We start from the raw sequence: 13,293 nt of genomic DNA, 5'->3' as shown, positions 1-13,293 counted from the left end.
GGCATTCTCGGCGTCATGCAAACACACCACCGGCAGCCCAGGCGATTGCCAGCAACGCCCAAAAACCCCGTTGAAATACAACCACTTAGCGTAAAGCCCGCCTACACCGGGCGCCCCGCTACGGTAAACCTGCGCGACTGCGCCCCGCCCCTTCCGCAAAAGCTGTGCAGCAAAAGTTGGCACGGAGTCTGCAATACGACCTTTAACAGCGATCCAGACCGGCGACCACAGTAGGCACCAGATCGGATCACGCTCAAGTACGAAATTCATCTCCGTTGATAGAGCCCTTGGCGGCTCCGATAAAAAACAGTCTGGCAGCGCACCGGCGCTTGCCCCTGAGCAGAGGCGCTCACCAACCCCGTTCCAGGCAACGGGCGTTTGGTGAGCGTTTTTTTTTGCACTTTTTTCTGCCTTGGTAGCAACTGCGGTATCAACTGCGATCAACGGGTATACGGAACACAGAAAAAATCGAAAACAGGAACCTGGAGCATAAAAATTATGAGCTGGAAAAAACCCGTAAAAACACTCGCTGCATCGCTTGCACTGGCGGTGGGTTTCACCATCACGCCGGCCAGTGGGAAAGAACTGGGCTACCCCGAAAAAGAAGAGCTCACCTTCGGCTTTATCAAACTCACCGACATGGCCCCCATCGCCATTGCCTATGAGAAAGGCTTTTTCGAGGACGAAGGTCTCTACGTCACCATCGAGGCCCAGGCCAACTGGAAAGTGCTGCTGGACGGTGTAATCGATGGCCGCCTTGACGGCGCCCATATGCTGGCGGGCCAGCCTATCGCTGCCACCATGGGTTTCGGCACCAAGGCCGATATCATCACCCCCTTCTCCATGGATCTGAACGGCAACGGCATCACCGTCTCCAACGCCATCTGGGAAGAGATGAAGCCGAATATCCCCAAGATGGAAGACGGCCGCCCGGTACACCCGATCAAGGCGGATGCGCTGAAGCCGGTGGTCGAGAAGTACAAGGCCGATGGCAAGCCCTTCAACATGGGCATGGTGTTCCCGGTATCCACCCACAACTACGAACTGCGCTACTGGCTGGCCGCGGGCGGCATTCACCCAGGCTTCTACGCTCCGCATAAAGGCGATACCTCCGGTCAGATCGATGCCGACGCGCTGCTGTCGGTAACCCCACCACCGCAAATGCCGGCCACCCTGGAAGCGGGCACCATCTATGGCTACTGCGTCGGCGAGCCCTGGAACCAGCAGGCGGTGTTCAAGGACATCGGCGTGCCGGTCGTCACCGACTACGAGATCTGGAAAGACAACCCGGAGAAAGTATTCGGAATCACCAGGGAGTTCGCCGAGAAATACCCTAACACCACCGTACGTGTCACCCGTGCATTGATCCGCGCCGCCATGTGGCTGGATGAGAACAACAATGCGAACCGCCCGGAAGCCGTGAAGATCCTGTCCCAGTCCAACTATGTGGGGGCGGACTACGATGTGATTGCCAATAGCATGACCGGCACCTTCGAATACGAAAAAGGGGACAAGCGCGAAGTTCCGGACTTCAACGTTTTCTTCCGCTATAACGCAACCTATCCCTACTACTCCGATGCTATCTGGTACCTCACCCAGATGCGCCGCTGGGGCCAGATCTCTGAAGACAAACCGGATCAGTGGTACAAGGATCTCGCAGCCAAGGTTTACCGCCCTGACATCTACGCCGCTGCCGCCAAGTCCCTGATCGAAGAAGAGCTGGCCACCGCCGATCAGTTCCCGGATTTTGAAACAGAGGATGGCTTCCGCAACCCGCAAACGCATTTTATCGACGGTATCGTCTACAACGGCCAGAAACCCAACGAATACATTGAGAAGTTCGCGATTGGGCTGAAGTCCGGTCAGAAACTGTAACGCACTTTTTCGCCGATATATGAGCAGGGTGCTGACCGGGCGTCCCGGTCAGCATCGCCAAAACAAAACGATACGCTCACCCCCCTCTCAAAAATACTCAACTCGTGTGCAGAGGTAACAGGAATGAATACCACCACGGTGAATGCCGAAAAAATATCGGGCTTCAAGCTGCCGCAACTGAGCGAGCTACTCACTGGCGCTCTTGTCAGCAGCGCCATCCGACTGGTCGCATTACCACTCGCCGGCATCCTCGCGTTTCTGCTGTTGTGGTCGATCACCGCACAGAATATTGACACATCCCTCGGGAAATTCCCCGGCCCGGCGGCGGTAATGGAGCAGTTCAATGCCCTGTACGACGAACATCAACGCTCACGAGAGAAGGAGCAGGCGTTTTATGAACGCCAGGAAAAACGTAACGCAGAGCGTGTAGCCAAGGACCCGAGCTACGAACCCAGAATCCGCGCCTATACCGGCAAGGAAACTTTTCTCGATCAGATTATTACCAGTCTGGTAACCGTGATGAGCGGCTTTCTGTTGGCGGTAGCCATTGCCATTCCCCTAGGCATCGCCATTGGTCTCAGTAAACCGCTCAACAATGCGATCAACCCCATCATTCAGGTGTTCAAACCGGTATCGCCACTCGCCTGGCTACCCCTGGTCACCATGGTGGTTTCCGCGCTCTACGCAACGCCCGATCCAGTGGTAGCCAAATCCTTCCTGGTCTCCCTGATTACCGTCACCCTGTGCTGCCTGTGGCCCATGGTCATCAATACCGCCGTGGGTGTTGCCGGTATCGACAAGGACCTGGTGAATGTCAGCAAGGTACTGCGCCTGCCCGCCCTGCGCCATGTACAGAAAATCGTACTACCCGCATCGGTCCCGATGATTTTTACCGGTATGCGTCTGTCGCTCGGCGTGGCCTGGATGGTACTGATTGCCGCAGAAATGCTGGCGCAAAACCCCGGCCTCGGAAAGTTCGTATGGGATGAATTCCAGAACGGCAGCTCCAACTCCCTGGCGCGAATCATGGCCGCGGTACTGGTGATCGGTGTGATCGGTTTCCTGCTGGATCGCGGCATGCTCACCCTGCAGAAACTGGTCTCCTGGGATAAATCGGCAAACCAGTAACCCCTTCCGAACCAGTAACAAACTGTACCCGGTCACAAATTTTACGGAGAATGAACCAATGAGCGTACTTCTCGACATCAGCCACATCGATATGGAATTCCCGACCCCCAAGGGCCCGTTTACCGCTCTGCGGGATGTCGATCTGAAAATTGCCCAGGGAGAGTTTGTCTCCCTGATCGGCCACTCCGGCTGCGGCAAATCCACCGTCCTGAATGTGGTTGCGGGCCTTTACCAGGCAACCCGCGGCGGCGTGATTCTCAATGGCAAGGAAGTAGCCGAGCCGGGCCCGGAGCGCGCAGTGGTCTTCCAGAACCACTCTCTTCTCCCCTGGCTCACCGCCTATGAGAATGTGGAGCTGGCGGTCAAACAGGTTTTTGGTAACAGCAAATCCAAAACCGAAATGCGCGAGTGGATCGAACACAATCTTGATCTGGTGCATATGAGCCACGCCCTGCACAAGCGCCCGGATGAAATTTCCGGCGGTATGAAGCAGCGTGTGGGTATCGCCCGTGCCCTGGCCATGCAGCCCAAGGTACTGCTGATGGATGAACCCTTTGGCGCCCTGGATGCATTGACCCGCGCACATATGCAGGACTCCCTGATGGAGATCCAGGCGGAGTTGAACAACACGGTGATCATGATCACCCACGATGTGGATGAAGCCGTATTGTTATCAGACCGCATTGTGATGATGACCAACGGCCCCGCCGCCACCATCGGTGAGATTCTCGACGTTGACCTGGAGCGCCCGCGCCACCGCCTGGAACTGGCGGACGACCCGCTCTACAACCAGTACCGAACCAAGGTGCTGAAGTTCCTGCACGAACGGCACAGCAAGCCCGACGTTCCCGTTAAAAAGGCCGCCGCCAAACCCATGCAGACGACAGAAAACACCACAACAGGCCACACACAGAACGAAGCGGTGGAAGACGCCGCCTGATTCTATTGCGCCTTGCTGACCCGGCTTTTAATCTCCGCAACAGGAAAACAATATGAAAAATCAGAATCCTTTTTCCCATTTCTCACTGCGCAAGAACCTGCTCGCGCTCACCGTAAGTATCATCGCTACAGCACCTGGGTTCGCCCAGGAAATGTCCGAGCAGCAGGCACCGGAAGTGAACAGCTTCGCGGACGCCCTGTCTCAGGGGGACGTGACCCTCGGCTTCCGTGCCCGCTCGGAGTTTGTGGATGTGGACGGCACCGATGTGGACCTGACCAGCCTGCAGACCCGCCTGACCTTTACTTCCGCAGCCTACGAAGGGTTCAGCACGCTGATCGAAATGGACGATGTTACGCACATGACTGATTTTGAGGGTGGTGTGGGCGACCCCGAAGGCACCGAAGTCAATCAGGCCTATCTGGCTTACGCCACCGGTGGCACTACCTTCAAATACGGGCGTCAGCGCATTCTTCTCGACAACCAGCGCTTTGTCGGCGGTGTCGGCTTCCGTCAGAACGAACAGACCTACGACGCCTTCAGCGTGACCAATACCAGCCTTGCCGATACCACTCTGTTCCTGGCGCGGGTCAGCAACGTCAACCGAATTTTTGGTGAGGACAGCCCGGTAGGCGACCACACCAATGACACTTACCTGTTGAATGGCAAGTATGCCGGGCTGCCTGCAGGCACCCTGAGCGGTTACGCCTACCTGATCGATAATGAGGACGCCGCGGCCTTCTCCACCGACACCTACGGCGTGCGCTTTGCCGGTGGTCAGGGCGACCTCTCCTATGCGCTGGAATACGCCATGCAGTCTTCCGCGGCGAACAACCCTGCCGACTACGATGCGGACTATCTACTGGCAGAAGGCAGCTACAAGCTGGGTGCGGTCACTCTCTCTGGCGGCTATGAGCTACTGGGTGCCGACGGCGCCGATGGTCAGTTCATTACCCCGCTGGCCACCCTGCATAAATTCCAGGGGTGGACCGACAAATTCCTCGGTGGCGGCACCGGTAATATCGCCGGCGGTATCGAAGACGTCTACCTGTCTGTGGGCACCACTCTGGCTGGCGTCAAGGTCGCATTCAACTATCACCAACTGAGCTCTGATGACAGCGGCGTATCCGGTATGGACAAACTGGGAAGCGAGGCGGGATTCCTGGTGGCGGGCAAGCTGGCAGGGGTAAACCTGAGCGTGAAATACAGTAGTTTCAGTGCCGACGACTTCAGTGTAGACACCGACAAGCTCTGGCTCACTGCCGCAGCAAAGTTCTAACGGGAAGAAACCACTCACAGGGTTTTAATAACGAGAACCCAGCGCAACGAACCTTGATGTGTTGCCTGGAAAGCCAGAGATCATTCGTTGAGTATTTACCCGGCCGCATGGCCGGGGCTTTTTCTTCTTTCGGTTTCCTCTCGAATTCCTCCCCATTTTCCATTCAGGAAAGCGCCTATGAAATACACTTTACCCCTACTGCTGGTATTTCTGTTTTGTAGTACACCAGTTTTCGCCACAAAGGCAGACGTGCGAGATGCGGCGACAACCATCGGATTCAGTATGGGCGACGCCATCAATATCGCCGGGCGACAGCGTATGCTGTCCCAGCGGATTACCCAATCTTACATTCTCCAGGGGATACAGCCATCGGTAGAAAAGCACCGCCAGGTGTTCGAACGCTCCATGACGGAGTTCGAGCGCAACCTTGCGAAACTGGCCAGTTTCAAACCTGCAGCGCCGATTATCAGCACATTGCAGCTGGTTCAGGAGGAGTGGAGGGCCTTTGCCGATATTGCCCGCCAGCCGGTCAGTAAATCTACCGCAGCGGAACTGTTTCAGCGCAGCAACACACTGTTACCCGCAGCGCATACTTATGTAATGCGCCTGCAGGCGCTGGCCAATCACAGCAGCGCGGAACTGGTGAATGTATCCGGCCGGCAGCGGATGCTGTCTCAGCGTATCGCAAAAAATTATGTGGCCCAGCACTGGGGCGTGGCGGGCAGTGAGGGCACCCGTTTGCTGTATGAGGACCTGGCAGAGTTCGAGCAGATGCTCACCTTTCTGCTGGAAAGCCCCTTGAATACGCCGGATATCACACGCAACCTGAGAAAGACCCAGGGACACCTGAGTTACGCCAGTCGCGGTTTCGATGGGGAGATGCAGATGTCAGAGGCCCGGCAGATCCATGTCATCACCGGCACCACCGACATCATGCTGCGCAATATGAATGTGATTACCGGTCAGTATGCGCAACTACTGAACGCGGTGGAAATTGCAGCCCGCTGATAGCGGGCCTGTGCCGAACGAATAGGAAACGCGGCCAGGAAACGCTACCGGGCAGTAGACATGTAGGTAATCAGCTCTGCGTAATCTTCGTCAGAGCAGTGGTAGCAAAGGCCGGCCGGTGGCATGGCATTAAAGCCATCCCGGGCGTGCTTCACCATGGTGTCCATCCCCTTGGCCAGGCGCGGCTTCCAGGCTTCCACATCGCCGGTTTTCGGCGCACCAACCAGCCCCTTCTCGTGACAGCTGCCGCAGGTTTGCTGGTAGGTTTCCAGCAGTTCCGGCGAGATATGCGCTGTATCCACCTCGGTAACAGGCTGGCTCTCCACTTCATGAGCAGTCACTTGCTGAACCGCCGCTTTCTGCGCGGGCTCCTCAGGTACCTCAACGACTTCCTGAGACTTTTCTGTGCACCCGAACAACAAAGCACCAAACGCAAGTGCGGCAAATACACGCGGAAGATTGTATGTAGACAAGATACACCCCTCTTTTTATCTGTGATGCTCCGTTTTACTGGTTATCCACAAACGGGGCAAGTGCTGTTTTCAGCCAGGCTGAGGGCGCGCCATTCCAGACTCGCCGCTTCGAACAGCTGAAGCCTGTTCAGGCTGCTTACCGGCAGTCCCACAAGGAACTTGATTGCCTCGAGAGCCTGGGCGCTTCCCATCATCCCCAGGGCGGGGCCGATGACCCCCACCGTGGAGCAGTTTTCCGCTTCCGGCAGGTCACTCGCCTCAACGGCCGGCGGAAACAGGCAGGCGTAGCAGGGGCTCGCCTGAGTACGAAAATCAAAACTGACCAGCTGCCCGGAGAATCCCCGCACCGAGGCCATCACCACCGGGATTTTGTGTGCGCGACAAACCCGATTGATGGAGTGGCGGATATCGAGATTGTCGGTGCAGTCCAGGACCAGATCGAAAGACTGCTGGGAGAACAAATCGGTGAGCCAGCCCTCGTCGGCCATGCGACAGTAGGCGTGGAGGCGGATCTCCGGGTTGGCAGCGGTCAGCTGCTGCGCCGCCACCTGCGCCTTGTCTTTCTCCCGGTGGTTGGTTTTGTACAGCACCTGACGCTGCAGGTTGGAGATTTCCACCTTGTCCCCATCCACCAGATGCAACTCACCGATGCCCGCGGCGGCCAGATAGAGCGCCGCCGGGCTGCCAAGCCCCCCCAAGCCAACCATCAGTACCCGGGCGTTATTCAGCTTCTCCTGCCCCGCTTCGCCGATCTGCGGCAACATGATCTGGCGGCTATAGCGCTGTAGCTGTTTACGACTCAACACGGCTCGGCTTCTCTCGATCGGTTTCTGGCTAATCAATGACTGAGCGCAATTGTGCCACAGCGGTGCGGTAGTCTGGGGCCTGGGTGATGGCGGTCACCACCGCGATACTCCCCACGCCGCTTGCAGCCACCGCCGGTGCCCGCTCGAGACTGATGCCGCCAATGGCCACCAGCGGATATCCCGGGAGCAGCGCGGCCATGCGCGCGAGTTTCTCGGGCCCCTGCAACTGTCCGCTCATATCCTTGGTGCTGGTGGTATAGATGGCACCAATCGCCAGATAACTGGGGCGGAATTGATAGGCATAAAGCAGCTCAAAAAAGCCGTGGGTGCTGATACCGAGCTTGAGGCCCGCCTGCTGAATCGCCGTCAGATCCGCGCTCTGTAGATCCTCCTGCCCCAGGTGCACTCCATAGGCCCCGCACTCAATGGCGAGCTGCCAGTGGTCATTGATAAACAGGCGCAGGTCGTGGCGGCGGCCAATAGCGACGGCGCGCTCAATCTGTTCTTTCAGGTCCCTACCCGGGTGCTTGATACGCAATTGCAGGGTGCGCACCCCCTCTTGCGCCAGCTTCCCGATCCACTCCACGGTCTCCACCACCGGGTAAAGGCCAAGGCGGTGCGAGTCCGGTTGTGCGAACTCCGCGGCAAAATTCGCCGCCGCTGTCTTATCGAAGACGCCGAATGATTCTGCCCGCTCGCTGCCGGCCACCAGTATCTCAGGAAAATCCTGCAGCTCTACGGGCCAGCCACAGTGCCCCACCGGGCCGGGGCCCGCGCCGATATGATCGCTGTCGCCCTGGCGCAGTCCGCGGCGCACATAGGCGTTGGCCACCACACAGGCGTCTTTCAGTGGATAGCCCAGCGCCAGCAGCGAGGCGATGGCCGACGATAGGGTACAGCCGGTGCCGTGAGCATTGGGCGTATCGATTTTGTTACCGATCAGCCAGTCGTTGCTGGCATTCTCATCTGATCCCGCGCACAACAGATCGGCGGTGGTACCCGGCTCAATTTCAAAGTGGCCACCGGTCACCAACAGTGCAGCGCTGTGATTACCTCGCACTTGATGCGCGGCTTTGAGAATGGCTTCGGCGCTGTCTGCGTCAGTTCCCGCCAGCCATTCCAGCTCGATACTGTTGGGTGTGATCAGATCGCACAGCGGCAGCAGTTCCGTCAGCACCGCGGCGCCGGTGCTGTCTTCGGTCAACTGGGCGCCGCTGGTGGCGACGGCCACCGGGTCGTAGACCACAGGAATGGCTTCTGTAGCGGACTTCAGGTTGCGCAGAAAATCGGCCACCAGACGAACCTGCCCGGCATTGGCGAGAAGACCAATCTTGATGGCAGCGGGTTTGAGATCGGCGAGTAATGCGTCCAGCTGGGATTGCAGTACCTCACCAGATACCGCATTGATCGCCGGTACCCCGAGGGTGTTCTGGGCCGTATTGGCGGTAATGGCACTGCAGCCGTGCACGCCGAGATCGTGCATGGTGAGCAGGTCCGCCTGAATACCCGCGCCGCCGCCGGAATCGCTGCCGGCGATGGTCCATACGATGGGCCGATGGTGTTCTGCACCGCTCATGCCTTCTCCCCATTTTCTGCGGTGATCGACTGCTGCCAGAACGGCATATCCAGCGTCGGTGTACTGGGGCTGGCAGTCTGACGTTTGAGCATCAGTCCCGCATTGCGTGCGGCGCGGCCGGATTGCACCGCGAGCTTGAACGACTCCGCCATCAGTACCGGGTTCTGGGCTTTGGCGATGGCGGTGTTGAGCAGTACTGCATCGAAGCCCATTTCCATGGCTTCGCTGGCCTGGGACGGTGCGCCGATACCGGCATCGATAATCAGCGGGGTGTCTGGCAGGCGCTCGCGCAGGGTCTGCAGGTTGTATTTGTTCATCAGGCCGCGACCGGTGCCGATGGGGGAGCCCCAGGGCATCAGCACTTCGCAGCCCACATCCAGCAGCTTGCGGCACACCACCAGATCGTCGGTGCAGTACGGCAGGACCTTGAACCCCCGCTGCACCAGTTCCCGCGCCGCTTCGATCAGGCCGAAGGGATCCGGTTGCAGGTTGTAGTCGTCGCCGATCACTTCCAGTTTTAGCCAGTCGGTGCCGAAAATTTCCCGGCTCATTTCTGCCAGTGCGATCACTTCTTTCGGGGTTTTGCAGCCCGCGGTATTGGGCAGCAACTGGCAGCCGGATTCCTGGATATAGTCCCAGATCATTTTGCCCTGCTGCTGCTCAGGGCTCTGGCGGCGCAGGGACAGGGTGATGATTTCCGACCCGGAGGCGGCGACGGATTCGCGCATGATCGCCGGGGACGGATAGAGTGCGGTGCCTACCAGCAAGCGGCTGTCGAATTCTTTGCCGTAGAGTTTCAGTTTGTCGGCCATGTGCTCTCTCCTATCAGCCCCCTACTACCGGGGCGACGATGTCCAGACTGTCACCGGGGTTCAGCGCTGTCTGTTCGTAGGTTGCCCGGGGAACGAAGTCACCGTTGACGGCAACGGCGAAGGTATCGCCGCGATAGCCCAGTTGTTGCAATACTTCGGATAATGATTGTGCACTGTCAAAATTCTTTGGCTCGCCATTGACCAGTAGTTGCATCAGGTCACCTGTTCTGTCGTTTGGGTTAATCTGGAAATTTCAGTTTCGGCCTGTACTACCAGTGCAGGGGCCAGCAGGTAGCCGTGGCGGAACAGGCCGTTGATGCGGATCAAGCCCGGTTCGCTTTCCACTACCGGCAGATTGTCCATGGTGGCCGGACGGCAGTTGACGCGGGTTTCGATCACGCGGGCTTCTGCGAAGGCGGGATGAATCGAGTAGAGTGCGCTGGAGAGTTCCATGGTGGAGCGCAGGGAGATGGGACTCCTATCTTCGCTTTCGATTTCGGTGGCACCGATGACGGTCTGGTTGTTGGCTCTGGGTACGGCGTAGAGCTGGTACCTGGGATGCAGTAAACGCACGGGGCGGTTTAGTTGCACTTCGGGGGTTTCTACGACCATGACTTCGCCGCGGACGCCGCGCAGACCTTTGATCTGTTGTTTGGCCCCGATGCCGCGGGTGTCGATCACCAGCTCGAAGCGTTCGCTGCCGTTTTTGGTTTGGATTGCTTCGGGGGTGCAATCTACCGCGGTGTTTTCGCGGATTTCGATTTTGTTTTGCTTGAGTACTTTGTGTAGTACTGGCAGTAGTTTGCGGTTGTCGATGTCGGCCTCAGAAGAGAGGTAGAGGCCTTGGTCGAAGCGGTCGAGTTCGGGTTCCAGGTTTCGCAGGGCACTATTATCCAGCCATTGCAGTTGGTCGCGGTTTTCTGGGCCCAGTTTTGCGTTGAGTTCCTGTTGGAATTGCAGGAGTTCATTGCGGTCTTGTGGGTGGGCGATAAGGATGCTGCCCTTCTCGCGATAATCGACTTTGGTACCGGTGGTTTGTTCCAGTTGGGTTACCCAGCTTGGCCAGTGTTGCAGGCTTTGCATGCCCAATTGGTAGATTGGGAGTGGGCAGTGGAACAGTTCGGACAGCGGCGAGATCATGCCGGCGGCGGTGTGGCAGGCGCCCGCAGGTTTCTCGAGACAGCCGGAGTCGAATAGACTTATCTGGTGGCCTTTTTCGGATAAACGCCAAGCCAAAAGCCGCCCCAATAAACCAGCTCCGGCAATTCCGATATTAAAAAACGATTTGGTGCTCACTGATAGTCCTGCGGCGCACTTGGAAAGTCCTAGGCGGAACCGCTGCCGGTGAACCTTTGCGAGACACGCCGTAAACCCATCCCTGGGGGCTCTTCTAAAACGTCCCTGTTTTAGAAGGTCTCGCAAAGGTTCACCGGCATCGGCACCTTCACTTTTACCTTTATCGCACTTGGTAAACTTAACCCTTGTGGTAAATCTCGGCGCCTAGCTCTTTGAACTTGATGGACATTTCTTCCATTCCTTTGTTGGCTTCTGCTTCCTGTTTTGCCGCGTAGTCGCGAACGTCTTGGGTGATTTTCATTGAGCAGAATTTCGGGCCGCACATGGAGCAGAAGTGGGCGACTTTGCCAGATTCTTTGGGCAAGGTTTCGTCGTGGTACATGCGCGCGCGTTCAGGGTCGAGGCCGAGGTTGAACTGGTCTTCCCAGCGGAATTCGAAACGCGCCTTGGAGAGAGCGTCGTCGCGTTTGTAGGCGCGGGGGTGGCCTTTGGCGAGGTCGGCGGCGTGGGCAGCGATTTTGTAGGCCATGAGGCCTTCTTTTACGTCTTCTTTGTTGGGCAGGCCGAGGTGCTCTTTGGGGGTTACGTAGCAGAGCATGGCACAGCCCATGCTGCCGATCATGGCGGCGCCGATGCCGGAGGTGATGTGGTCGTAGCCGGGGGCGATGTCGGTGGTCAGTGGGCCGAGGGTATAGAAGGGGGCGCCGTGACAGTGTTCCAGTTGCTCGTCCATGTTTTCTTTGATCTTGTGCATGGGCACGTGGCCGGGGCCTTCGATCATGGTCTGGACGTCGTGTTTCCAGGCGATTTCGGTGAGTTCGCCGAGGGTGCGCAGTTCGCCGAACTGGGCTTCGTCGTTGGCGTCGGCAATACAGCCGGGGCGCAGGCCGTCGCCCAGTGAGAAGCTGACGTCGTAGGCCTTGAGGATTTCACAGATGTCCTCGAAGTGGGTATAGAGGAAGTTTTCCTTGTGGTGGGCGAGACACCATTTGGCCATGATGGAGCCACCGCGGGAGACGATGCCGGTGACGCGTTTGGCGGTGAGCGGTACGTAGCGCAGCAGTACGCCGGCGTGGATGGTGAAGTAGTCGACGCCCTGCTCGGCCTGTTCGATGAGGGTATCGCGGAAGACTTCCCAGTTGAGGTCTTCAGCAATGCCGTTCACTTTTTCCAGGGCCTGATAGATCGGTACGGTGCCGATGGGGACCGGGCTGTTGCGCAGGATCCACTCGCGGGTTTCGTGGATGTTCTGGCCGGTGGAGAGGTCCATGACGGTGTCGCCGCCCCATTTGATGGACCAGACGAGTTTTTCCACTTCTTCTTCGATGGAGGAGGTGATGGCGGAGTTGCCGATGTTGGAATTCACTTTACACAGGAAGTTGCGGCCGATAATCATCGGTTCCAGTTCTGTGTGGTTGATATTCGCGGGAATAATCGCGCGGCCTTCGGCGACTTCGCGGCGGACGAATTCCGGGGTGATCTGCTCGGGGATATGAATGCCGTCGCGGGCTTTCTGGTAGTCCGCTTCAGAGAGCTGCTCGGCCAGTTGGGCGCGGCCCATATTCTCGCGGATGGCGATAAACTCCATCTCGGGGGTGATGATGCCCTGGCGAGCGTAGTGCATCTGGGAGACGTTTTTACCGGGCTTGGCTTTGCGTGGGGCGGGCAGGTTGTCGAAGCGGATATGGTCGAGTCCCTGGTCGGCCATGCGTTTCTGGCTGTAGGCAGCCTGACGGGTGTCGAGAATTTCGGTGTCGCCGCGGGCTTCGATCCATTGTTGGCGCAGTTTGGGCAGGCCGTCGCGGACGTTGGGTGTGTAGTCGGGGTCGGAGTATGGGCCAGCGGTGTCATAAACCTGTAGGGGTTCGTTGGGTTCGAACACGGGGTTTTCTTCGTCGCCACCGACGAGGCTCTGACCGAGGCAGATTTCACGGACGCCGACCTTGACGCCTTCGGTCTCTCCCTGAAGATACACTTTTCGGGAGTTGGGAAATTGTTGGGCGGTGAGGTTGTCGAGAAATTCTTTGGCGTTTTTCTGCTGCTCGGCGCGGCTTTTTTTGTCGGCTTTATTTTGCGGTTCGGCGACTTGAGACATGCTGACCC

General features: G+C 57.9%; 12 protein-coding genes. 5 read left to right on the top strand and 7 right to left on the bottom strand.

Translation table 11 applies throughout. The annotated features are described in order from the left end of the window. Positions 1-498 precede the first annotated feature (498 nt). The 5 genes from LRR79_RS08495 to LRR79_RS08475 all read left to right on the top strand — a co-directional run bounded on the left by LRR79_RS08495 (position 499) and on the right by LRR79_RS08475 (position 6,227). Positions 499-1,875 carry a CmpA/NrtA family ABC transporter substrate-binding protein gene (locus tag LRR79_RS08495; protein WP_231759923.1) on the top strand — a complete coding sequence of 459 codons (1,377 nt, stop codon included), beginning with the start codon at positions 499-501 and terminating at the stop codon, positions 1,873-1,875. Between the two features lie 123 nt (positions 1,876-1,998). Further along, the gene (locus LRR79_RS08490) at positions 1,999-3,003 is read left to right on the top strand and encodes an ABC transporter permease (RefSeq protein ID WP_231759922.1); all 1,005 of its coding nucleotides are present in this window, start codon (positions 1,999-2,001) and stop codon (positions 3,001-3,003) included. Between the two features lie 58 nt (positions 3,004-3,061). Next, positions 3,062-3,943 carry an ABC transporter ATP-binding protein gene (locus LRR79_RS08485; RefSeq protein WP_231759921.1) on the top strand — a complete coding sequence of 294 codons (882 nt, stop codon included), beginning with the start codon at positions 3,062-3,064 and terminating at the stop codon, positions 3,941-3,943. A 52-nt stretch (positions 3,944-3,995) separates the two neighbouring features. Further along, on the top strand, positions 3,996-5,219 hold the full coding sequence (locus LRR79_RS08480) for an alginate export family protein (RefSeq protein ID WP_231759920.1): 1,224 nt from the start codon (positions 3,996-3,998) through the stop codon (positions 5,217-5,219). 177 nt (positions 5,220-5,396) lie between these two features. Then, positions 5,397-6,227 (top strand): type IV pili methyl-accepting chemotaxis transducer N-terminal domain-containing protein, encoded by an 831-nt coding sequence (locus LRR79_RS08475; protein WP_231759919.1) that lies wholly within the window; start codon positions 5,397-5,399, stop codon positions 6,225-6,227. Between the two features lie 44 nt (positions 6,228-6,271). On the opposite strand, the gene LRR79_RS08470 is transcribed toward LRR79_RS08475, so the two are convergent. The 7 genes from LRR79_RS08470 to thiC form a co-directional block, all read right to left on the bottom strand. Beyond that, complete coding sequence (locus LRR79_RS08470) at positions 6,272-6,700, bottom strand: c-type cytochrome (RefSeq protein ID WP_231759918.1); 429 nt, start codon at positions 6,698-6,700, stop codon at positions 6,272-6,274. A 41-nt stretch (positions 6,701-6,741) separates the two neighbouring features. Continuing rightward, a complete protein-coding gene (locus LRR79_RS08465; RefSeq protein ID WP_231759917.1) occupies positions 6,742-7,506 on the bottom strand; it encodes a HesA/MoeB/ThiF family protein in 765 nt (254 codons plus the stop codon). Between the two features lie 28 nt (positions 7,507-7,534). Next, the gene (gene thiE / locus LRR79_RS08460) at positions 7,535-9,082 is read right to left on the bottom strand and encodes a thiamine phosphate synthase (RefSeq protein WP_231759916.1); all 1,548 of its coding nucleotides are present in this window, start codon (positions 9,080-9,082) and stop codon (positions 7,535-7,537) included. After that, positions 9,079-9,894 (bottom strand): thiazole synthase, encoded by an 816-nt coding sequence (locus LRR79_RS08455; RefSeq protein ID WP_231759915.1) that lies wholly within the window; start codon positions 9,892-9,894, stop codon positions 9,079-9,081. The genes thiE and LRR79_RS08455 overlap by 4 nt, the downstream gene beginning before the upstream one ends. 13 nt (positions 9,895-9,907) lie before the next feature. Further along, positions 9,908-10,108 (bottom strand): sulfur carrier protein ThiS, encoded by a 201-nt coding sequence (thiS, locus tag LRR79_RS08450; protein WP_231759914.1) that lies wholly within the window; start codon positions 10,106-10,108, stop codon positions 9,908-9,910. Next, the gene (thiO, locus tag LRR79_RS08445) at positions 10,108-11,190 is read right to left on the bottom strand and encodes a glycine oxidase ThiO (protein WP_231759913.1); all 1,083 of its coding nucleotides are present in this window, start codon (positions 11,188-11,190) and stop codon (positions 10,108-10,110) included. Before thiO ends, thiS begins: the two co-directional genes overlap by 1 nt. 178 nt (positions 11,191-11,368) lie before the next feature. Continuing rightward, positions 11,369-13,285: a phosphomethylpyrimidine synthase ThiC gene (gene thiC, locus LRR79_RS08440; RefSeq protein ID WP_231759912.1), complete on the bottom strand. Its 1,917-nt coding sequence runs from the start codon at positions 13,283-13,285 to the stop codon at positions 11,369-11,371. Positions 13,286-13,293: the final 8 nt, after the last annotated feature.

Origin of the sequence: Microbulbifer elongatus (genome assembly GCF_021165935.1) — a bacterium.
Lineage (GTDB): Bacteria > Pseudomonadota > Gammaproteobacteria > Pseudomonadales > Cellvibrionaceae > Microbulbifer > Microbulbifer elongatus.
The sequence above is the reverse complement of the archived record's forward strand: the minus strand, read 5'-3'. Positions and strand labels throughout refer to the sequence as shown.